Source organism: Serratia sp. S4 (genome assembly GCF_000347995.1).
In the GTDB taxonomy this organism is placed as follows: Bacteria; Pseudomonadota; Gammaproteobacteria; order Enterobacterales; family Enterobacteriaceae; genus Serratia; species Serratia quinivorans.
Genome location: NZ_KB661120.1, coordinates 3,133,613 through 3,157,153, shown reverse-complemented (window position 1 = coordinate 3,157,153; position 23,541 = coordinate 3,133,613). Strand labels below are relative to the sequence as shown.

Annotated in this window: 17 protein-coding genes; all 17 read left to right on the top strand. The window is 55.7% G+C overall.

All coding sequences use genetic code 11. The annotated features are described in order from the left end of the window. Positions 1-213: 213 nt before the first annotated feature. The 17 genes from SERS4_RS0115515 to narJ all read left to right on the top strand — a co-directional run bounded on the left by SERS4_RS0115515 (position 214) and on the right by narJ (position 23,539). A complete protein-coding gene (locus tag SERS4_RS0115515) occupies positions 214-1,107 on the top strand; it encodes a transcriptional regulator (protein WP_026142418.1) in 894 nt (297 codons plus the stop codon). Positions 1,108-1,288: 181 nt separating this feature from the next. After that, the gene (locus tag SERS4_RS0115510; RefSeq protein WP_017893174.1) at positions 1,289-2,245 is read left to right on the top strand and encodes an NAD(P)-dependent oxidoreductase; all 957 of its coding nucleotides are present in this window, start codon (positions 1,289-1,291) and stop codon (positions 2,243-2,245) included. Between the two features lie 180 nt (positions 2,246-2,425). Further along, positions 2,426-3,475 (top strand): UDP-N-acetylglucosamine--undecaprenyl-phosphate N-acetylglucosaminephosphotransferase, encoded by a 1,050-nt coding sequence (wecA, locus tag SERS4_RS0115505; protein WP_017893173.1) that lies wholly within the window; start codon positions 2,426-2,428, stop codon positions 3,473-3,475. 178 nt (positions 3,476-3,653) lie between these two features. Further along, entirely contained in the window at positions 3,654-4,787 is a 1,134-nt protein-coding gene (locus SERS4_RS0115500) for a polysaccharide export protein (protein ID WP_026142417.1), read from the top strand. 28 nt (positions 4,788-4,815) lie between these two features. Then, positions 4,816-6,999, top strand: a complete 2,184-nt coding sequence (locus SERS4_RS0115495; protein ID WP_017893171.1) for a polysaccharide biosynthesis tyrosine autokinase — start codon at positions 4,816-4,818, stop codon at positions 6,997-6,999. 4 nt (positions 7,000-7,003) lie between these two features. After that, on the top strand, positions 7,004-8,293 hold the full coding sequence (locus tag SERS4_RS0115490) for a flippase (protein WP_012145615.1): 1,290 nt from the start codon (positions 7,004-7,006) through the stop codon (positions 8,291-8,293). Next, positions 8,283-9,131, top strand: a complete 849-nt coding sequence (locus SERS4_RS0115485; protein WP_012145614.1) for an ATP-grasp fold amidoligase family protein — start codon at positions 8,283-8,285, stop codon at positions 9,129-9,131. The genes SERS4_RS0115490 and SERS4_RS0115485 overlap by 11 nt, the downstream gene beginning before the upstream one ends. Before the next feature lie 141 nt (positions 9,132-9,272). Continuing rightward, complete coding sequence (locus tag SERS4_RS0115480; protein ID WP_026142416.1) at positions 9,273-10,178, top strand: glycosyltransferase; 906 nt, start codon at positions 9,273-9,275, stop codon at positions 10,176-10,178. A gap of 1 nt (position 10,179) precedes the next feature. Further along, a complete protein-coding gene (locus SERS4_RS0115475; protein WP_017893169.1) occupies positions 10,180-11,241 on the top strand; it encodes a glycosyltransferase family 4 protein in 1,062 nt (353 codons plus the stop codon). Between the two features lies 1 nt (position 11,242). Then, entirely contained in the window at positions 11,243-11,986 is a 744-nt protein-coding gene (locus SERS4_RS0115470; RefSeq protein WP_012145611.1) for a glycosyltransferase family 2 protein, read from the top strand. Continuing rightward, a complete protein-coding gene (locus tag SERS4_RS0115465) occupies positions 11,983-13,860 on the top strand; it encodes a carbohydrate-binding protein (protein ID WP_017893168.1) in 1,878 nt (625 codons plus the stop codon). Before SERS4_RS0115470 ends, SERS4_RS0115465 begins: the two co-directional genes overlap by 4 nt. A gap of 6 nt (positions 13,861-13,866) precedes the next feature. After that, entirely contained in the window at positions 13,867-14,856 is a 990-nt protein-coding gene (locus tag SERS4_RS0115460; protein WP_017893167.1) for a glycosyltransferase, read from the top strand. Positions 14,857-14,860: 4 nt separating this feature from the next. After that, complete coding sequence (locus tag SERS4_RS0115455) at positions 14,861-15,763, top strand: glycosyltransferase family 2 protein (RefSeq protein ID WP_017893166.1); 903 nt, start codon at positions 14,861-14,863, stop codon at positions 15,761-15,763. Positions 15,764-15,948: 185 nt separating this feature from the next. After that, a complete protein-coding gene (locus tag SERS4_RS0115450; protein WP_017893165.1) occupies positions 15,949-17,202 on the top strand; it encodes an EpsG family protein in 1,254 nt (417 codons plus the stop codon). A gap of 315 nt (positions 17,203-17,517) precedes the next feature. Further along, positions 17,518-21,279: a nitrate reductase subunit alpha gene (locus tag SERS4_RS0115445; RefSeq protein WP_017893164.1), complete on the top strand. Its 3,762-nt coding sequence runs from the start codon at positions 17,518-17,520 to the stop codon at positions 21,277-21,279. Then, positions 21,276-22,820 (top strand): nitrate reductase subunit beta, encoded by a 1,545-nt coding sequence (gene narH, locus SERS4_RS0115440; RefSeq protein WP_017893163.1) that lies wholly within the window; start codon positions 21,276-21,278, stop codon positions 22,818-22,820. The genes SERS4_RS0115445 and narH overlap by 4 nt, the downstream gene beginning before the upstream one ends. Then, positions 22,817-23,539, top strand: coding sequence for a nitrate reductase molybdenum cofactor assembly chaperone (gene narJ / locus SERS4_RS0115435; RefSeq protein ID WP_017893162.1), 723 nt, complete (start codon positions 22,817-22,819; stop codon positions 23,537-23,539). The genes narH and narJ overlap by 4 nt, the downstream gene beginning before the upstream one ends. Positions 23,540-23,541: the final 2 nt, after the last annotated feature.

Here is a 23,541-nt window from a genome sequence, read left to right as displayed (position 1 = left end):
CATGATAAGAAACCATGTTGCCAACAGGGAAATAATGACATTCAAACAATCATAACCTCCATTTGAGGAGGGATGTAAAAAATGAAATCAGCAAATTTTTATAAAAATAAATATCTGATGAATGCAACCTGTTGAGTTTACATTTAATTTCTTGAACATTTTTTCATATTTCTATACAAAGTGTGCAGGACAGGCACGCTAAGGAAATTAAAAGTGAATCTTGATAAAAGAATAAAGATTAGGAATCTAGATGTTCTGACACCGTCCAGGGAAAAGTTTCGCCTACGTTGGAAGGAGTATCAGATACTTTCACTTCTTGTCGCCAGATCCCCAGAACTGGTTAGCCGTACGGAAATTATAGAAAACATATGGAAAGGAACTTATTGTTCAGATTCAACGATAAATCAAACAATTAAATCTATTCGTCAAAAAATAGGTGATGCTGAGCATACACTTATCAGAACTATTCCTCGCCTGGGTTATAAGGTGGAAAACAAGGCGGTTTTTCACTTTATTTCTGAAGAGGATGAATACGTCGCCGATGAAATATGGAATATCGAAAGTGATGCCAATAAAGATATTCAAGCGGAACTTTCTGAAAGTGACAATAAAGATGATGAAATTCTTACTGAAGAAATAGAACGGCCGGAGGAGGTTGTTGCTCCGGTTTCTTCGTCTGTCGCGCCCGCAGTGCTTAAAAATACGGCAATAACAAACAAGGCTTCAGCGGGTTTTTTCTCAGTTCCTGCCATTCGCGTGGTGAAATACCTGTCGGTATTCGTGTCATTGCTGGTTATTTCACATTTTTCATATGTACTGGGGAACCAAACTCGCCCGCCAATTATCAATGATATTCAAAACAATACCCGCGTGGTACTCACTCTGACGCTGAATAATCCTTTGGCCAAGGGGCCGCAAAGCCTGCTTTGTCTGTATCAGGGTGAAAACCTGGATCAGGCGACCATTGAGTGTGTTGACCCCAAGCAGGGGAAGTTTAAACAGCCGGTGAAATACGATACTTCAGACGCACAGGGAGTGGGTAAGATTAATCTTATATTACCGGGTAAAACCATGGAATATCAAGTTGCTTACGATGTTAAAAATTAGCACCATACGATATTTCACCTTTGTCGATAATTTTACATTCGGCTAATATTTTTATTTCATTATTTGTTATTTGAAAGCCCGCTCTGTTTTGTCCAGTCTGGTTTCCATGTTCTAACGCCAATTAGCGTCCTGCCTCATGGTGCGGTAGGGAATAATGGGAAACCGGATTGAGTGACAAATTATGGATAAGCGTAAAGTAGCTATCATCGGGGGTTCCGGCTTTATCGGGACGCGTTTGGTTAAGCGTCTGAGTGCGCGTAACGACCTGCTGTTGACCATCGTGGATAAAAAGCAGAGTGAGCATTTTCCTGAACTCTATCAGTTTGGCGATGTAACCCAGCCCGAAACCCTGCGGCAGGCGCTGGCGGGTTGTGACGCCGTGATTAATCTTGCGGCCGAGCATCAGGATAACGTCGATCCTGTCTCACTGTATTATCAGGTTAACGTTGATGGTGCGCGCAATGTTTGCATGACGGCCTCGGCGCTGAATATCCAACAAATTATCTTTACCTCCTCAGTGGCGGTATACGGTTTCGTGACTCAGGAAACCGGCGAGGAAGGGCTTTTTGAACCCTTTAACCATTACGGCAAATCCAAGCTGGAGGCCGAGTATGTTTACGAAGCCTGGCGCAAAGCCGATGGCAGCAACAAATTAACCATCATCCGCCCAACGGTGGTGTTTGGTGAAAATAATCGTGGCAACGTCTATAACCTGTTCCGGCAAATCGCCAGCGGCCGATTTGTGATGATTGGCAGCGGTAATAATATGAAGTCTATGGCTTACGTGGAAAATATTGCCGCCAGACTGGAGCATGCGCTGGATCAGCAGGCAACCTACCAGGTCAGCAATTATGTTGATAAGCCCGACTTCACCATGAATCAACTGGTCGACGTTATTTCTTCTTCATTAGGAAAAAGTAATAAGACTATTCGCATTCCCTATTTATTTGGTCTCTGCGGCGCTACGGCCTTGGATGTGGTGAGCAAAATAAGTCACCGTAAATTCCCAATTAGCCGCGTGCGGGTACAAAAATTCTGCGCCAGAACGCAATTTAAAAGCAATGTGCAAAATGATTTCGTGGCGCCGGTCGATCTTAATTTGGCAATCGAAAAAACAATTAAACACGAGTTTTCCTAGAGATAACTTTTTCTAAAACCAGGGCTGTTTATTTTTCGTCGATGACAACCGGATAAATCTGTAATTAACAGGATTAACTCATGCTGACTTATATCCTGGCAATATCAATTTTGTTTTTGTTAATAGCGCATTGGGAGCTGTAACTCAAGGGCGGTAGCGTGCTTATTCGCTGGAGGAACCATGTTATATCAACTGAGTGTGATATTTATTTTGGCGCTGATGCTGGTAGTTATTGCCCGCCGCGCTGCGCTGGCGGTGGGGTTAGTGGATAAACCCAATGCCCGTAAGCGCCATCAGGGGCATGTACCGCTGGTCGGTGGCATTGCTATCTACCTGATCATGACGCTGGTGACTTTCTGGCAACCGGATTGGCTGCCGCACAGTACCACCTATTTGTTGTGCGTCACCGCATTAGTGATGCTGGGGGTGCTTGATGACCGTTTTGATCTGCCGGTGGCGCCGCGCGTCATTGTGCAGGGAGGGATCGCGCTGGCGATGATGCTGGCGGCAGGGATGCAACTCTCTTCATTGGGGTTCCTGTGGGGCCACCAGGAGCTGTTGCTGGGTTATGCGGCGTTGCTGATCACCCCATTGGCGGTATGGGGGGCGATCAACGCCTATAACATGGTTGACGGTATCGACGGCCAGCTTGGCGCACTGTCCTGTGTCACCTTTATGGCGTTGGCCATTTTGTTCGGGCTGGCCGGGCATGAGGCTCAGGCTTTGTGGTGCCTGAGCCTGATAGCGGCCCTGGTGGCCTACCTGCTGTTCAACCTCAGCGTATTCGGTGCGCGTAACAAGATTTTCATGGGTGATGCCGGCAGCATGGTGATTGGTTTCAGCGTGTTGTGGCTGCTGATTGTCGCCACCCAGGGTGCGGACGCGGTCATACGACCGGTGACCGCACTGTGGTTAATCGCCATCCCGCTGATGGATATGGTCACCGTGATGGTGCGCCGTTTAATGCGTCGCCAGAGCCCTTTCAAGGCAGGACGCGATCACCTGCATCACATTCTGATGCGCCGCGGCCTCAATGCGCGCCAGGCGCTGGGGATGAGCTGCATGTTGGCGGTCACTCTGGCCTGTGTCGGCATCTGTAGTGAAGTGCTGCAGACACCGGACCACCTGATGCTGCTGGCCTTTGTATTTTGTTTCTTCGGTTATTTTGCCCTGTTGCGCGAACCGCGCCAGGCAAGAATCTTTACTGATAATCCTACCGCCGATCGTTAATCCCCTAACGTGGCTCTGACCAAGCCCGTTATTAGGGAGAGCGTGCCGAAGGGGTCGTAGCGGCTTGTCCGCCGGAGCGCCCCTCGGTGCGCTAGGCCCGGGTATCTCAGTTCTTAAAGACAACTTTGTCATTCATCTGACGGGCTGCAATGGTGGCCCGTTTTCTCACGGTACCGTTATGAACCTTCATTTGCCTCATTGGATGCCACTGGTGCTGTCCAGCGTTTTGCTCAGCGGTTGCACTGCCTTTCCGGGGTCGCACCTGCCGACCCATGGCAAAGACGTCGTGACTCAGCAGGACGAAGACTTCGATTTGAACAAGCAGGTCCAGGTGTATCGCGTTACGCCGCTGCTACTGCAGAAGATGCGCCGGGTAGAGCCGGTGGCGCGGCCAAATCTGGCGCTGGACCAGCGTCTGCAAAGTTATCAGTACCGTATTGGTATCGGCGATGTGCTTAACGTTACCGTCTGGGATCACCCCGAATTGACCACCCCGGCGGGGCAGTACCGCAGCGCCAGCGACACCGGCAACTGGGTGCATGCCGACGGCTCGATCTTCTACCCCTACATCGGCCGGGTGAAGGTGGTGGGTAAAACCGTCAGCGAAGTGCGCAACCTGATCGCCGGCCGGTTGGCGACCTATGTGGAAAGTCCACAGGTCGACGTCAGCATTGCTGCCTTCCGCTCGCAGAAAGTCTATGTGACCGGCGAAGTGAAAACCTCCGGGCAGCAGGCGGTGACCAACGTGCCGTTGACCATTCTTGATGCGATCAATGCCGCCGGTGGTCTGACCGATAACGCCGACTGGCGCAACGTGGTGTTGACGCATCAGGGCAAAGAGCAGCCGATTTCACTGCAGGCACTGATGCAGCGCGGCGATATCAGCCAGAACCATCTGCTGGAGCCGGGCGACATCCTGTATGTGCCGCGCAACGACGAACTGAAAGTCTTTGTGATGGGTGAGGTCGGCAAGCAGTCGACGCTGAAAATGGACCGCAGCGGTATGACGCTGACCGAGGCATTGGGCAGTTCCGAAGGGATCAGCCAAACGGTGGCCGACGCCACCGGCGTATTCGTGATCCGCCCGAATGGCGGCAAACAGCCGCAGCGGCTGGCGTCGCTGTACCAGTTTGACCTTTCTGATGCCTCCGCGCTGGCGATGGGCACCGAATTCCAGTTGGAACCTTACGACGTGGTGTACGTCACTGCGGCGCCGATCGCGCGCTGGAACCGTTTGATCAGCCAGTTGGCACCGACCATTTCCAGCTTTAACGACCTTAGCGAGGCCACGTTGCGGGTCCGTAATTGGTAAACCCGTAACGGTGACTTAAGGAATACTGATGATGAAGAACAACGCATTGCCGATTGTGATGGCTGAACAGGACGACAAACTGGAGTGGGAGCGCCTGATTGGCCCGCTGTGGGATAACCGCTGGCGCATTCTGCTGGTGACCGGCGTCGCCGGTATTCTGGGCTGCGCTTATGCACTGATGGCGACGCCAATCTATCAGGCCACGGCCCTGGTACAGGTGGAAAAGCAGCTCTCGGGCGATTCATTGCTGCGTGAAACGCTGGACAGCTCTATTGGCGGCTCCATCGGGCAGAACTCGGCGACACAGGACGAAGTTTCGCTGGCGAAATCGCGCTACGTGATTGGCAAAACCGTCGACGATCTTGGTCTGACTGTGCGTATCAGCCCGGATTACTTCCCGCTGCTTGGCAAGGGCATTGCCCGCCTGAGCGGTGAAACGCCGCCGCTGTTGAACATCTCCGGCATGAAGGTGCCGGCGGTCATGCAGGGCCAGGAACTGACCCTGACCGCAGAAGATCAACAGCGTTATAGCCTGAGCCATGACGGCAAAAAATTGTTCAGCGGCAGCGTGGGGCAAGCCCTGCAGCAGGGCAGTTGGGCAATGAATGTGACCGCGCTGGAGGCCTTGCCGGGCACGACTTTCACTATAGTTAACGTGCCGCGCCAGAAAGCGGTGGATGACCTGCGCAATATGCTTGACGTTGCCCCCGGCGGCAAGGAAAGCGGCATCATGACCTTCAGCCTGGCGGGGGAGGATCCGCAGCGTGCAGAGGCGGTGCTCAAAAGCATCACCGACAACTATTTGCAACAGAACGTGGATCGCAAAACCGAGGAGGCGCAGCGCATGCTGGCCTTCCTGCACGAGCAGTTACCTCGTACTCAGAGCTCGCTCAACAACGCCGAAAATCAGCTTAATCAGTTCCGTCAGCAAAACGACTCGGTGGATTTGTCACTCGAGGCCAAATCGGTGCTGGATACCCAGGTTCAGCTTGAAGGCCAGTTGAATGAGCTGACCTTCAAAGAGGCGGAAATCTCCAAGCTTTATACCCGTGTGCATCCGGCCTATCGGGCGCTGTTGGAAAAACGCGCCACGCTGGAAGCGGAAAAAGCCCGCCTTGGCAAGCAGGTACAAAGCCTGCCGAAAACCCAGCAGGAAATTCTGCGCTTAACCCGCGACGTGCAGGTGGACCAGCAGGTCTATATGCAACTGATGAACAAACAGCAGGAGTTGAGCATCAGCAAGGCCGGCACGGTGGGCAACATCCGCATTATCGATGAGGCGGAAACCGGTCTGCGCCCGGTGCAGCCGCAAAAGGCGATGATTGTGTTGTTTGCGCTGCTTATGGGGGGCGTGCTGTCAGCCTCGGTGGTGGTGTTGCGCACCGCGCTTCATCGCGGCATCGGTGACACCGATACGCTGGAAAAGCGCGGTATCAGCGTGTACGCCACGGTGCCACTGTCGCCATGGCAGCAAAAGCGCAACCGCGCTCAGCAGCAACTGCTGACTAAACACGGCAGCGGCAAACTGCCGATATTGGCGCAGGAGGAACCGGAAGATTTATCCGTTGAGGCGATCCGCAGCCTGCGCACCAGCCTGCACTTCGCCATGATGGAGGCCAAAAACAACATTCTGATGGTTTCCGGCGCCAGCCCCGCCAGCGGCAAAAGCTTCACCAGTACCAACCTGGCGGTGGTGATCGCTCAGGCCGGTCAGCGGGTGTTGTTGATCGACGCCGATATGCGCAAAGGCTTTTTGCACCGTTGGTTGAACAACAGCGCCAAGGCCGGTCTTTCAGACATGCTGTCCGGACTGATCGCACCCGACCAGGCGGTGAAGAAAACCGATATCGCCAATCTGGACTTTGTGCCGCGTGGCCAGGTGCCGCCGAACCCGTCCGAATTGCTGATGCATCAGCGCTTTGCCGACTTCCTGCGCTGGGCGGGGCAAAATTACGATTTGGTGCTGATCGACACGCCGCCGGTACTGGCGGTAACCGACGCCGCCATCGTTGGCCATCATGCCGGTACGGCGCTGATGGTGGTGCGTTTTGAGGTCAACACCGTCAGACAGATTGAAACCAGTATCCGTCGCTTCGAGCAGAACGGCGTGACGATTAAAGGGGTGATCCTCAACGGCATGGTGAAAAAAACCGCCACCGATGCCGGTTACTATGCTTTTGCTTACCCCAGCCACCAGGAAAAGGTTCAGTAACCGCATGAAAGCGATGCTGATGAACTCCCTGTGGTTGATGTTGGAACGGGTATCGCTGAGCCTGTCAGGCATTTTTGTTTCGGTGTACGTGGCGCGCTACCTGGGGCCGGCGCAATACGGGCTGATTAACTACCTGCTGTCGGTGATCGCCATTGCCGTACCGCTGGTGCAGCTGGGGGCCGACGCGGTGTTGTTTAACCGCGTAGCCCGGCACCGGCACAGCGGCATCCGGCTGATGCTGGCCTCGATGCGCCTGCGGCGGCAACTGTTCGCGTTGATCGCCATACCGCTGATGGCCTGGGCATTGCTGACGCAGGATCGTACCAGTCAGATCATGATGGCGTTGATGCTGTTCAGCGCCTATTTTTCGGTACAGGACGTTTATAAGATTTATTACGACGCCCTGCTGAAATCTAAGTTGAACACGCTGATCAACAATTTGGCGCTGTTACTGTCGATCGTGGTTCGGCTGGCGCTGGTGCATGCCAAACTGCCGCTGGAGTGGTTTGCCGTGCCTTATGTGCTGAGCAGCCTGATCCCCTACGCGGTGCGCTGGCTGCTGTTTCGCCGTGAACAAGTGGGCATGCGGCCGATCGCCAGGCGTCATCAACGGCGTTACGGACGTTACCTGCTGAAAGTAGGGTTGCCACTGGCGGTTTCGGGCCTGTCGATAGTCATCTACACCCGTATCGATCAAATCATGATCGGTAACTATCTGGGGGAACATAGCGTCGGGTTGTACAGCGCCGCCATCACCCTGAGTCAGGGCTGGATCTTTGTGCCGATTGCGCTGATCACCTCAATGATGCCCGGGGTGGCGAATGCCCGCACGCTGCTCGAACAGGAAGGGCGTATCCGGCTGCTGTATCTGGTGGTGCTGCTGCTTTCGATGCCGGTGATTTTGCTGCTTTCGCTGTTTCCCGGGCCAATAGTGGCGCTGATGTTTGGCGACAGCTACCGTGAAACCGCCACTATCCTGGCGCTGTGTTCGGTGACTTCGTTGTTCTCGGTGATGGGCACCGTCTCTTATCGGGCGATTGTGCTGTTCGGCGGCTATCGGTTTATCGCGATAAAAATGCCGCTGGCCGCCCTGGCCAATGTATTGATGAATCTGGTGTTGATCCCGCGTTACGGCATTGCGGGCGCGGCGGTTGCAACGCTGATCACCGAGTTTATTTCATTTTTTGTACTTAATGGTTTTTTCAGAAGAGGACAAATTACCCGGCTGCAGGTGACCTGCTACCGTTGTTTACCTCAACTAATAGGGAAGGTGCGAGAACTTTATGCTAAATAATCTGGTGGAGGGTTTTTACCGTAATATACCCGATGCACTATATCATCAGTTAAAGTACGCATTATTTTTCCGCAAGATGCCGCATTTGGCCAGACCGGTGGGGTATAGCGAAAAACTGATGCGTAGAAAAGTCTATCCCCTGGCAATGTACACGCAATTATCCGATAAATATCAGGTGCGGGAGTATATTAAAAAACTGTGGGGGGAAGAGTACCTGATTGAACTTTACGCACAGGGAAAAGAACTGACTGAGGAAATGTATGAGGCATTGCCTGATGCATTCGTTATTAAAGCCAACCATGGCAGTGGCTATAACAAACTGGTTTTTGATAAGAGCCAGACCAGTTTTAATGAGCTAAGAGTCCTGACCAACAGTTGGCTGCGGCAGAATTTTTATCAGGTTTACCGCGAGCGCCATTATAAAGATATTCCGCCCTGTGTAATGGTGGAAAAAATGTTGCTGGAAGACGGCAAAACGCCGAATGACATCAAGGTCCACTGCTTTAATCGCGGCGGTGAAGTGCGGTTTTTCATCCAGATTGATTATCAGCGTTTTATTGATCACCGGCGTGACTTTTTTGACGCCGACTGGAACCGTACCGAAATCCGCCTGGGCGTGCCCAACAGCGAAGTGCCGATGGATAAACCCTGCCGGCTGGAGCTGATGCTGGCGTTGGCACACCAGGTCGCCGAGCAATTCTCTTATGTACGTGTTGATTTTTATCAGGTGCAGCAACGTATCTATTTTGGCGAGCTGACATTCACCCCGGGGGCCGGCCTGCAAAGGCTGACGCCAGAAACCATTGAACAGGAGTGGGGAGGTTATTTCCAGGAGTAGTTGAATAACCGGTAGGCTGCGCGGATTTTACCCGCGTCAGGACGGGGGGTAATAACCGGACAAGGATATTCTGGGATAACAAACTATTCCGTTGGCAATAATGCTGTTTTGCCAAATGATAATATATTGTTGAGGTAATAAATGGACTTATCGATTGTCATGCCCGTTTTTAACAACTCAGCCAGTTTGGCCGCCACATTAGTCAGGATGACTAATGCCTGCCTGGGGTTCGATTATGAAATTATCGTGGTTGATAATGCTTCCGACCAACCAGAGCTGGATAATATGCGCGGCTTATTGGCCGCCAATCGCCGGGCACGGTTACATGAAAATAAAGTTCGCAGTAATACGGCGGTTTCCTGTAATACCGGTTTTCGTCTGGCGCGTGCGGAAGTGGTTTTCTTTCTGGAACCGGAGGACTCCTTTAGTACCAACTATATTATCCGCCGCCTGGAACGCCATCAGGACACCCGGCTGGACATTATTTTTGGTAATTACGCCACGGTGAGTGACAAAAATATTCGCAGCTATCGATTTGATTACAAGGAGGGGGCGGCAGGGGCGGATTTTTTATTTCTCGACATGGGGGATATTCGCACCTCCACCATCAGTCTGCGTAAAAAAGATGACCGACGGTTTTTATTCCCGGAGTTCCTCTACAAGTACCAGGACTGGGGGTTTTTGGTCAATGCCACCAATCTGGGGGCCAAAGTGGCCTTTGACGAAGGGCTAGGGGTGTTCATCCGCTGCGGTGATGCCGATACGGATCGTTGCCGGATGAACCTCGACGACAGCGAACAGTTTATTGATGCCTACCTGAATGCCAGTGGCCGTTACATCAGCGGGTTTGCCTGCAAACACCTGCTGGCCTCGCTGTACAGCGAGAACCTGCAGGCTTTCAACTATTACTCATCGCGCACGGAACGCCAGGCTCTGAGCAGCAAGTTCAGGGCGATCAAACTGTACGGCGACTGCCTGGCCAGGCTAGGGCTGTTTCCGTTGGGGGGACGTCTGTTACGCAGCGCCCGTGAGGGATTTCGGAGATGACATGCAGCAACGAAAAGTAGCAATCGTGATTGAGAACATCGCCGAAAAAGGCGGTACCGAACGGGTCGCCAGCAGCCTGGCCAATGCGTTGGCTACGCGTTTGGGGCATCAGGTGGAACTGGTGTCGATCAGCGGTGACCGGGCATTTTACCCGCTGGACGCCGCGGTGACCCTGCGCTTTATGCCCGGCAGAACGCTGCTGTGGCCCTGGCGGCTGGCGTGGTTTCTGCGGCGCGGCCGTTATGACGTGATTATCACCGTTTCGATGGGAAAACTCTCGTCGCTGATGGTGCCGTACCTGCGTTTACTGTGTCCGCACAGCCGCCTGTTGCTGAGTGAGCACGTCAGTTTCCATCAATACGCCTGGCCGATGAAATGGCTGAAGGTGCTGGTTTATCGGTTGGGCGACCGCACGGTACTGCTGACCCAAAAAGATCTGGCCACCATCAGCCGCTGGGTGCCTGAACGCAAATGTTTGGTGATCGAAAACGTTTCTCCCTTCCCGGTGCAATCGCCGCAGCCGAAGTTGCAACAGCCAGTGGCGCTGGCGGTCGGTCGGCTATGCCATCAGAAAGGGTTTGATCGCCTGATAGCCGCCTGGCAACGGGTGGCACGGCAAACGGCGGGCTGGCAACTGCATATCGTCGGTGATGGCCCGGATCGGGCGGCGTTACAGCAGCAGATTGACGCCGCCGGGTTGGCTGAACAGGTGAAGTTGCTGCCGGCGACCGCGGACATTGCCGGCCACTATCGCCAGGCGGCAATGCTGTTAATGACCTCGCGTTACGAGGGGCTGCCGATGGTGTTGATTGAAGCCATGAGCTTCGGCCTGCCGCTGGTGGCGTTTGACTGCCAGACCGGGCCAGCTGAGCTGATCGATGACGAGGGCAATGGCTATCTGGTGGCGGAGGGCGACATCGAGGCCTTCAGCCGACGCACGCTGGCGCTGATCGACGACGGCCAATTGCGTCAACGTTTTTCCCTGCGCTCGCTGGAGCGGGCGCAACAGTTCATCCCTGAGCGGATTTATCCCCAATGGCAACAGCTTATCGCTGGAGGTTAAGATGGAAAAAGTTTCAGTTATCATGCCGGCTTACAACGCCGCAGGCTTTATCAAACAGTCGATCCTCGGGGTGCTGAACCAGACCTATCAGGATTATCACCTGTATGTGATCGACGATGCCTCCACCGATCAAACCGCTGAGGTGGTGAAACCCTTTATTCACGATCGCCTGACTTACATTCGCAACAACACCAACCAGGGCGTGGCCGAAACCCGCAATATCGCGATAGAAGCGGCGCGTGGCGATTATATTGCCTTCTGCGACAGCGATGATGTCTGGCACCCGAACAAGCTGGCACGCCAGGTCGGCATTCTGAAAACCGACCGCTATGACGTGGTGTGCTCGCACTATTACACCTTTGAAGATGACCCGGCGCGGGTGAAAAACTACCGCGGTTCCGGGGAGATCATCGCCTACCGGGACATGCTGAAAAGCAATTGGATCGGCAATTTGACCGGGATGTATAACCAGCGCCAGGTCGGCAAGGTGTACCAAAGCAAGGTCGGGCACGAGGACTACGTGATGTGGCTGTCGGTGCTGGAAAAAGCGCGTAACCACCTGGCGTATTGCATACCCGAGCCGCTGGCCTTTTACCGTCTTTCTGCACAGTCGTTGTCCGGCAATAAAATTCAGGCGGCCGACTGGCAATGGCAGATTTATCGCCGTCATCTGGGGCTTTCCTACCAGAAGTCCTGCTATCTGTTCTTCTCTTATCTGTACAACGCGGTGATGAAACGCCAATGAAACTCAGCAAGCTAACCACCGCCTGCCTGCTGGTAGGCTCCGGGCTGGCCAATGCCGCCCCCTGCGGTAATAACCTGCTGCAGGATCCCGGGTTCGAGCAGGGGGGCGCGGGCTGGTCACTGGCCTCGGCACAGGTGGTAGCGGGCGGCCACGGTGGCCGGAGCAGCCTGTTCTATCAAAATCACAACCCCGCCAACTACCACAATATGCTGCAGACGCTGTCGGTTAAACCGGGTCAGCAGCTGGCTTTTGGCACCTGGGTGCGCGGTGAGAACCTGAAGGGTAAGGGGGAGAATCAGGGTGCCGGGGTGTTTATCGAAAGCTATGACAGCCAGGGGCGTTTTTTGGCCGGCAGCTATCCGCAGGGCCTGCTGGGCACCAGCGGTTGGCAGCCGGTCACGGGGGATTTTCGGGTGCCGCCGCGGGCGGTGAAAGTAGTGCTGGGTGTTTATCTGCGCCAGGGTACTACCGGCAGCGCCTGGTTTGATGACGTCTACGCCTGTCAGCAGCCGGTCGCGCCGGAGCTCTACCAGATGCGCAGTAGCCAGGGGACGGCATCGAGCCTGATCGAAGTGGTTGATCCGCAGCAGGTGCAGGTGGACAGCACGCTGGTTGACGACAAAAACACCGCCGTGAAACACGACAGCCGCCGTTACCGCATTAGCGGAAAACAGCAGGTGGAGTTCCCGCTGCCTGCTGGTCTTGCTGCCGGGGAGTATCGTCTACAGCAGCAGGTGACGGACGTGGCTTCACAGCGCAGCCAGAGTAGCGAAATGCCGATCAGCGTCGGCCGTGAACAGCCCAAAGTGGCATTGGATGCACAGGGCTATACCCTGAAACAGGGCAAACGTTTCTTCCCGCTCGGTATTTATATGTACGGCGAGATGGTGACGGATGAGCATCTGGCACGCATCCGCGATGCCGGTTTCAACACCTTGCTCAATTACAACTACGGCACCGGACGTGACCCTGATAACTATTTCCGCAAAACCCAGCAGTACGGTTTGCAGGTGATTTTCTCACTCAAGGACATGTATGCCGGCACCCGCTTTGCGCCGGAAACCAAAATGAGCTATCCGCAACTGACGGCGAGCTATGTGGAAAGGTTTAAACACCAGCCGAACCTGCTGGCCTGGTATATCAACGATGAGCTGGGGCCGGAATACGTGCCGCAAATTGAGCAAAAGCATCTGCAGGTAAAACGCCTGGATCCGGATCACCTGACGTTCCAGGTGCTGGACAAGACCGGCACGCTCAACGCCTATTTCAACAGTTCGGACGTGCTGGCCAGCGATCCTTACCCGGTCGGCAGAGACGCCGATCTGACGCGGACGCTGGAGTACAGCCGCATTACCAGCCAGGTCGCGCGGCAGGTCAAAGGGGCCTGGCTGGTGATGCAGATTATGGATCACGCCGCTTATGCGCCGGGGCGTAAACCGCGCCAACCGACGGAGGCGGAGATGCGCAATCAGGCCTGGCTGGGGCTGATTGGCGGCGCTAAAGGCATCCTGTTTTATTCCTATACCGACTTGTTCTACAAGCGCCAACGCGGCGGCTTTAGCCAGCAGGAGTTTGATGCTATCTGGCGGGGTGTGGCCAGCGTGGCGCAGCAGATTGTCAGCTTTAACCCTTACCTGCTTTCCGGCGAAAGCACCCTGCTGCAGGGCAACAATACCGCCATCCCGGCAAGGTTGTTTATCGACGGTGATAAGGGCCTGGTGCTGATCGCCAACCCTTACTACCGGCCGATGTCGGCGCGCTTTGATTTGCCAACGGGCTGGCAGGCGCAAGGGCAACGGCAGATTGAGGCTGAGTTGCCGTCGATGGGCAGCCGGGCAGTTTGGGTGCAACTTCAAAAAGAAAAGAAAGGATAACCGATCATGAATATCACTCTGAGCCTGATTATTCCGGTGTATAAGGTCGAGGCTTATATTGAGGCTTGCCTGTGCTCAGTGCTGCAACAACTGCCGGACTGGGCGGAAGTGATCATCGTGGATGACGGCAGCCCGGATGGCGCTATCGGTATTGCCGAAGAGGTGCTGTGCCGCTATCCGCAGCACAAACTGCGGGTCAGTATTCTGCGTCAGCAAAACCAGGGGCTGAGCGAGGCGCGCAACAGCGGCATTGCCCATGCCGAAGGACTCTATATCGGCTTCCTCGATTCCGATGATGTGCTGCTGGAAGGGTATTTCAGCATTTTGGGGCGCCTGCTGGCGGATAACCCTTTGGCAGACATCGTCGCCTTCAATGCCCAGCGTTTTTCGGCTTTCAACAACGGCAAGATCCAGCCGGACGGCACCCTGGCCATCGTACCGGGCAATGCCGCCCCCCAGCAGCGTGATGCCCATATGGCGCTGCTGGCGGACAGCTTCAACCGCAGCCTGTGGTACGCCTGGGCGCGTATTTACCGCAAAACGCTGTTCGAGCAGGCCCGCTTCCCGGCGGGGCGCAATTTCGAAGATATTCAGCTGATCCCGCAACTGTACCTGAAAGCGGAACGTATCGTGTTGTGCGACACGCCGCTGGTGGGTTACCGCGCCAACCCGAATGGCATTACGCGTGCGCCCAAACGACGCGATCTGGACGATCTGGATTATGCGCTCGGCGGTGCCGACATGGGACGCCGGGAGGGAGTGGGGCATGGGCTGTACTCCGTGCTCTTCGTTACCACGCTGAAGGCGCGTTTGCTGGTGGGGCTGGATTTTTTCGGGCTGCGTGACGCGCTGCGCGAAACCCGCGAGCTGAAACGCCGCTACTCCGGCCTGCGGGCAGAGGAGCGCAAAATGCTGAGCCGCAAGAATCGGCTGTTTTACCGCAGCCCGCTGGCTTACTACCTGATGGCCCGGCTGTATAACCTACGGGTGAAATAAAACTATGAGTATTACCGTCAGCGTCATCATACCCACCTATGGCCGCAGTGAACTGTTGGCACGCGCCATCGACAGCGTGCTGGCGCAAACCCATCGCCCGCTGGAAATTATCGTGGTGGATGACAACCCGCAGGGCGATGCGCATCGCCTGGCGACCCGCGAACGCCTGGCCGACTATATCGAGCAGGGGCAGATCATTTACTACCCGCGTCGCCACAACGGCGGGGGCGCACAGGCACGTAACAGCGGGATCCTGCGCTCGCGCGGCGAGTACATTACCTTTCTGGATGATGACGACTACTACCATCCGCAAAAAATCGCCCGTCAGTTGGCGTTTATGCAGCAGGGCAATTACGACGTCAGCCTGTGCGACATGGATATTCTCAAGGACGGGCAGATCAGCGCCGAGCATTATTACCGGGCGCGTTGCGCAGGGCTGGAAGATTTTATGCTGGCCGGGGTGGCCTACACGCCGATGATCATGATGCGGCGCAGCATGGCGATTGCGGTGCGCGGTTTCTTTAATACCCCGCGCTACCAGGATCATATCTTCCTGTACCGGTTGTTGGCGGCCGGGGCGAACATCGGCACGCTGCATGAACGCCTGGCAGTGCACAACGATCATGATGGTGAACGCATCACCTCCAGCCCGAAAGGCATCCTGGGTTACCGCAATAAAATGCAGTTTGAAAAGCGCTTGATGCCGCAGATCTCGCCCCGGGCGCGCAACATCATGCGTTTGCGCCACACCTGCATTAACTCGCGCATCATTACCGACGGCAAGAGCCGTCTGGCTGGGGTGTTATACGGGCTAAGGGGCATTGTCTACGTCAATAGCGGCCTGATGGCTGGGGTCTATATGAAGAATATCATCCGCAATGTGTTTTTCCGTGGCGTGCCTTTCTGATATTACGAAATTAGTCAGGTAAACGTCACCCTCTCCTGTGGGAGAGGGCCGGGGTGAGGGGCTTTTGCCTCTGCTCTGTCTGTTTCCCCTCACCATAACCCTCTCCCAAAGGAGAGGGGACAGTATCGCCTTAACGGATGAGCAATACTCCCAATGAGAGGGAATTATTTAGCCAGAGGATGATTATGCGCTTTGAACGTTCTACGCTGATTGGCAGCGTGCTGCTGCTGACGGTACCGCTGTTTGCCTTGCTACACAGCATTGGCACCCTGCGGGCGGGAAAGAAAAATACGGTGGCCTATCTGCTGATTGCGCTGTGTTTTTTCTTCTTCTTTATCAAAATCCCGCCATTGGCCGATCTCTACCGCCACTTTGCCAACTATGATGCGATTAACTCGGCCACCAACCTGGCTGATGTCGTTCAGGGCAAGGTGGACGTGGTGCTGTACGCCAACTTTTATATTTTCAAAACCCTGGGTATCCCTTTTTACGTCATTCCGGGGCTGTACGTTGGCCTGTCGGTTTACTGCTATCTCGCCGCGCTCAATATTGTCATGCTGCACTCCGGCAAGGTGTTTTCAGCCAGGCAGTTTGTATTGCTGCATCTGGCGGTGCTGTTTCTGATCAACCCGTTTATCATCGGCATGGGGCTGCGTTTTGGCTTCTCGATGGCGGTGATGACGCTGGCGATGGTGCTGTTTTGCCATAAACAGAATCGGCCGCTGGCCGCCGGCCTGATGTTATTCGCCATGCTGACCCACTTTTCCAGCATGCTGCTGGTCGGGGTGTTTCTGTGTAGCCGGGTAATGCGGCTAAACCGCCTGCTGACGGTGGTGTTTAGCGCCATTGCGTTGCTGACCGCCAAGTTCGCACTGCCGTTTATTCTTTCTCACATTACGATTTCTGGCATTAACAGTTATTCCGACGTCTATACCTCCGGCATGTATGCCAGCGATTATCTGACCTCCGGCAATGCCAATGGGATGATTAACTTCCTGATTGTGCTGTTCCCGGCGCTGTTTCTCGGGGTCTTCATGCTGGCGAATCCGATGCGTAACCAGGCGGGGGACATCAAAAACACCGCGGCCTGGCTGGTGGTGTTTGTGTTTCTGTGTTCCAGTTCGCTGCAGGCGGCCAGCCGCTATGCCAGCGTGGCGTCGGTATTCCTGCTGTTTTACTACGTGGCTCATCATCGCTCGTTCATGCGCGGCAGGTTTAACTATTTCTTCCTGTGCTTCATGCTGATGGCCACCGGTTATAACCTGATCGAGAATATCTATGTTCCGCGTCGGCCGATTATGCTGGGGCAAATGTGGCAGTCATTTTATAAAACGCCGTTGCTGAACCTGTTCTACGGTGAACAGGAGTATGAGCAATATCTGCGGGTTATTAATCGCGACAGCGGCGAGTGGATCGGCCATGAGATGGATGCAGGTTAATGAGCTTCTTCCTCCACTAACATCAACATAGCAGCCAGGGATGCGGACGCCCGCCCGCATCCTACCCCCAAATACCTCAACTCACGTCGCAGTACATCCCGCCGAATATCTAAATCATGATTTTTATTCTATTTTCAATTAATTAGCGCCACTTCTTGCCCTGATACTTTAGGGGTAGGCACGCCGTTGCCGCCGTTATTCTCCCTCCGTTCTCTTGATCGCAATCAATTTGCCGTAGTTCTGGCCTCAGTAGGCTGGCGGCAGATTGAGCAATGTCACTTCATATAACAATGAAAGCCTTCAGGAGAATTCCGGATGAGCAAGTTTCTAGACCGATTCCGCTATTTTAAGCAGTTGGCGGAACCCTTTTCTGGCGAACATGGCCAGACGCTAAACACCAACCGCGACTGGGAAGACGGCTATCGCAGCCGCTGGCAGCACGACAAGATTGTGCGATCCACCCATGGGGTTAACTGCACCGGCTCCTGTAGCTGGAAAATATATGTAAAAAACGGCCTGGTGACCTGGGAAACCCAGCAAACCGATTACCCGCGTACCCGCCCGGACTTGCCCAACCATGAACCTCGCGGTTGCCCACGCGGTGCCAGCTACTCCTGGTATCTGTACAGCGCCAACCGACTGAAATACCCATTGATGCGCAAACGCCTGATCAAACTGTGGCGTGAGGCCAAGGCGCTGCACAGTGACCCGGTCGATGCCTGGGGCTCGATCGTCAGCGATGCCGAAAAATCCAAAAGTTACAAAGTCGCGCGCGGACGCGGTGGTTTTGTCCGCTCCAGCTGGCAGGAAGTGAACGAACTGATCGCCGCTTCCAACGTCTACACCGCCAAAACCTTCGGCCCGGATCGCATTATCGGCTTCTCACCGATCCCGGCGATGTCGATGGTGTCTTACGCCGCCGGCGCCCGCTATCTGTCACTGATTGGCGGCACCTGCCTGAGCTTCTACGACTGGTACTGCGATTTACCACCGGCCTCGCCAATGACCTGGGGCGAGCAGACCGACGTGCCGGAATCGGCCGACTGGTACAACTCCTCCTACATCATCGCCTGGGGCTCTAACGTGCCGCAGACGCGTACCCCGGACGCCCACTTCTTCACCGAAGTGCGCTACAAAGGCACCAAAACCGTGGCGGTGACGCCGGACTATGCCGAAGTCGCCAAACTGTGTGACCAGTGGCTCAATCCGAAGCAGGGTACCGACAGCGCTATGGCGCTGGCAATGGGCCACGTGATGCTCAAAGAGTTCCACCTGGATCGTGAGGTGGGCTACTTCCGTGACTACGTGCGTCGCTACACCGATATGCCGATGCTGGTGATGCTCGAGCCGCGCGAAGCGGGCTATTACGCCGCCGGTCGCCTGCTGCGAGCCGCCGATCTGGTGGATGGCCTGGGGCAGGAAAACAACCCAGAGTGGAAAACCGTCGCCATAGATCAGCGCAACGGTGAGCTGGTGGCACCGCAGGGGTCGATTGGCTTCCGCTGGGGCGAGCAGGGCAAATGGAACCTGGAACAGCGCGCCGGTGAAGACGGGCAGGAAGTCGAATTGCAACTCAGCCTGCTGGGCGCACATGACGAAGTGGCCGACGTCGGGTTCCCTTACTTTGGCAGTACCGAAAGTGAACATTTCAACAGCGTGGCGCTGGATGAGATCCTGCTGCACAAACTGCCGGTCAAACGCCTGCGCCTGGCGGACGGCAGCGAAGCGTTGGTGACCAGCGTTTACGATTTGACCCTGGCCAACTACGGTCTCGATCGTGGCCTGAACGATGCCAACTGCGCCACCGACTATGACGACGTCAAAGCCTACACTCCGGCCTGGGCCGAGCAGATCACCGGCGTCTCACGTCACAACATTATCCGCATTGCCCGTGAGTTTGCCGACAACGCCGAGAAAACCCATGGCCGTTCGATGATTATCGTCGGTGCCGGGGTTAACCACTGGTACCACATGGACATGACCTACCGCGGCCTGATCAATATGCTGATCTTCTGCGGCTGTGTTGGCCAGAGCGGCGGCGGCTGGGCGCACTACGTCGGCCAGGAAAAACTGCGGCCGCAGACCGGTTGGCTGCCGCTGGCGTTTGGCCTCGACTGGCAACGTCCGCCGCGCCATATGAACAGCACCTCGTTCTTCTATAACCATTCCAGCCAGTGGCGCTATGAAACCGTCGGCACCGAAGAGCTGCTGTCGCCGTTGGCGGACAAGACCCGCTTTGGCGGTAGCCTGATTGACCTAAACGTGCGCGCCGAGCGCATGGGCTGGCTGCCGTCGGCACCCCAGTTGGGCACCAACCCGCTGCATCTGGCGGCACAGGCGAAAGCCGCCGGTCAATCGCCGCTGGACTATACCGTCGAAGGGTTGAAAAAAGGCAGCCTGAACTTTGCCGCCGAACAGCCGGATAACCCGCAGAACTTCCCGCGTAACCTGTTCGTTTGGCGTTCCAACCTGCTGGGCTCATCCGGCAAGGGCCACGAGTACATGCTCAAGTATTTACTGGGCACCGAAAACGGCATTCAGGGCAAGGATCTGGGCCAGCAGGGCGGCGCCAAGCCTGAGGAAGTGGAATGGCTGGATAACGGCGGCGAAGGCAAGCTGGATCTGGTGGTGACGCTTGATTTCCGCATGTCCAGCACCTGTCTTTACTCCGACATCGTGTTGCCGACCGCCACCTGGTACGAAAAAGACGACATGAATACCTCGGATATGCATCCGTTTATTCACCCGCTGTCGGCGGCGGTCGATCCGGCCTGGGATTCGAAAAGCGACTGGGAGATTTATAAGGGCATCGCCAAAGCCTTCTCCGAGGTGTGTGTCGGGCATTTAGGCCAGGAAACCGACGTGGTGACGCTGCCTATTCAGCATGACTCGGCCGCCGAGCTGGCGCAGCCTTATGGCGTCAAAGACTGGAAAAAGGGCGAGTGCGATCTGATCCCGGGTATTACCGCGCCGCATATCATGGTGGTAGAGCGTGATTACCCGGCCACCTACGAGCGTTTCACTTCGCTGGGCCCCTTGCTGGATAAGCTGGGCAACGGCGGTAAAGGGATTAGCTGGAACACCCAGACCGAAGTCGACTTCCTGAAAAAACTCAACTACGTGAAGGCCGATGGCCCGGCGGCCGGTCGGCCGAAGATTGAAACCGCCATCGATGCCGCCGAGGTGATCCTGGCGCTGGCACCGGAAACCAACGGACAGGTTGCGGTCAAGGCGTGGGACGCGTTGGGCAAGATGACCGGCCGCGATCACCGCCATCTGGCGCTGAACAAGGAAGATGAAAAAATCCGCTTCCGCGATATTCAGGCCCAGCCGTGCAAAATCATTTCCAGCCCGACCTGGTCAGGTTTGGAAGACGAACATGTGTCTTACAACGCCTGCTATACCAACGTGCATGAGCTGATCCCATGGCGCACCATCAGCGGCCGTCAGCAGCTGTATCAGGACCATGAGTGGATGCGTGCCTTTGGCGAAAGCCTGCTGGTGTACCGTCCGCCGATCGACACCCGTGCCGCGCAGCCGTTGCTGAACCAGAAGCCGAACGGCAACAAAGAGAAGGCGCTGAACTTCCTGACGCCGCACCAGAAATGGGGCATTCACTCCACTTACAGCGACAACCTGCTGATGCTGACCCTGTCGCGCGGTGGGCCGATCGTCTGGATGAGTGAGGAAGATGCCAAGGATCTGGGGATTGAGGATAACGACTGGATCGAAGCCTTTAACGCCAACGGTGCGCTCACTGCGCGGGCGGTGGTCAGCCAGCGCGTCCCGGCCGGCATGACCATGATGTACCACGCGCAGGAACGTATCGTGAATATTCCCGGTTCGGAAATCACCAGTCAGCGCGGCGGTATTCATAACTCGGTGACCCGCGTCTGCCCGAAACCGACCCATATGATCGGGGGTTATGCGCAGTTGGCCTATGGCTTCAACTATTACGGCACCGTCGGCTCCAACCGCGATGAGTTTGTGGTGGTACGCAAGATGAACCGCATCGACTGGTTAGATGGTGAAGGCAACGACGACTCGCAGGGTAGCCAGCAGGAGAAAGCAAAATGAAAATTCGTTCGCAAGTTGGCATGGTGCTGAACCTGGACAAATGCATCGGTTGCCACACCTGTTCGGTGACCTGTAAAAACGTCTGGACCAGCCGCGAGGGCATGGAATACGCCTGGTTCAATAACGTGGAAAGCAAACCCGGCGTCGGTTATCCGTACGCCTGGGAAGATCAGGAGAAGTGGAAGGGCGGTTGGATCCGTAAAATCAACGGCAAGCTGGAGCCGCGCATGGGCGGCCGCGTCGGCCTGTTGTCGAAGATATTCGCCAACCCGGACGTTCCGGCGCTGGACGACTATTACGAGCCGTTCGACTACGACTACCAGAACCTGCATACCGCGCCGCAGGGCAAGCATCAGCCGATCGCCCGGCCGCGCTCGTTGATCACCGGCCAGCGCATGAAGAAGATTGAAAATGGCCCGAACTGGGAAGAGATCCTCGGTGGCGAATTCTCCAAGCGTTCGAAGGACAAAAACTTCGACAATATGCAAAAGGAGATGTACGGCCAGTTCGAAAACACCTTCATGATGTACCTGCCGCGCCTGTGCGAACACTGCCTTAACCCGGCCTGTGTCGCGACCTGCCCGAGCGGGGCGATCTACAAGCGTGGCGAAGACGGCATTGTGCTGATCGATCAGGATAAATGCCGCGGCTGGCGCATGTGCCTGACCGGCTGCCCGTACAAAAAGATCTATTTCAACTGGAAAAGTGGCAAGTCCGAGAAGTGCATCTTCTGCTATCCGCGCATCGAATCCGGCCAGCCGACGGTGTGTTCGGAAACCTGTGTGGGCCGTATCCGTTATCTGGGCGTGCTGCTGTATGACGCCGACCGCATCGAGCAGGCGGCAGCGGTCGAAAACGACAAGGATTTATACCAGAGCCAGCTGGATATCTTCCTCGACCCGCACGATCCGGCGGTGATTGCCCAGGCGTTGGCAGACGGCATTCCACAAGGGGTGATCGAATCTGCCCAGCAGTCGCCGGTATACAAAATGGCGATGGACTGGAAGCTGGCGCTGCCTCTGCACCCGGAATATCGCACGCTGCCGATGGTGTGGTACGTACCGCCATTGTCACCGATTCAATCCGCCGCCGATGCCGGTGAGCTGGCGCACAGCGGCGTGTTGCCGGACGTGGAAAGCCTGCGTATCCCGGTGCAATACCTGGCCAACCTGCTGACCGCCGGCGATACCGCTCCGGTGCTGTTGGCGCTCAAGCGCATGCTGGCGATGCGCCACTACAAACGTGCGGAAACCGTTGACGGCGTGGTGGACACCAGCGCACTGGAACAGGTGGGGCTGAGCGAAGCGCAGGCGCAGGAGATGTATCGCTATCTGGCGATCGCCAACTATGAAGACCGCTTCGTGATCCCGTCCAGCCATCGCGAACTGGCGCGTGAGGCCTTCCCGGAAAGCAAAGGCTGCGGCTTTAGCTTTGGTGACGGCTGCCAGGGTAGCGACGGTAAATTCAACCTGTTCAACAGCCGACGCATTGACGCTATTGATGTGACGAAAAAAACGCCCCGCCAGGAGGATGCCTCATGATCAGCCTGAAAGTGATTGCTCGCCTGCTGGACTACCCGGAGCAGGCGCTGTTTGACCATCAGCAGGCGCTGGTGGAGGCGCTGGAACCGGCCAGCGAACTGGATTTGCACCACAGCGCGAAGTTGATCCTGTTTATTCGCCGTTTCTGCGCCCGTCCGTTGCTGGATGTGCAGGCTGAATACTGCGAGCTGTTCGATCGGGGCCGCGCCACCTCGTTGCTGTTGTTTGAGCACGTACATGGCGAGTCGCGCGATCGCGGTCAGGCCATGGTCGATCTGATGGCGCAATACCGCGAAGCCGGGCTGGAGATCGACAGCCGCGAGCTGCCGGACTTCCTGCCGCTGTACCTGGAGTATCTTGCCAGCCGCAGCAAGGAGCAGGCCGCGGAGGGGTTACAGGACATCGCACCGATCCTGGCGTTGTTGGGCGCCCGGTTACTACAGCGGGAAAGCCCGTATGCGGTGCTGTTTGATCTGCTGCTGGCGCTATCTGGCAGTGACGTTCAGGCACAGGCGCTGACGTCTCAGGTAGCAAAAGAAACCCGCGATGACACGCCGCAGGCGCTGGATGCGGTATGGGAAGAGGAACAGGTTAAGTTTCTAGGTGAGGAAGGTTGTGCTTCGGCACAGCAGGCGGCGCACCAACGGCGCTTTGCCGGTGCGGTAGCCCCGCAATACCTGGACCTGACGGATGCGCTAACCGGAACCAAAGGACGCTAATC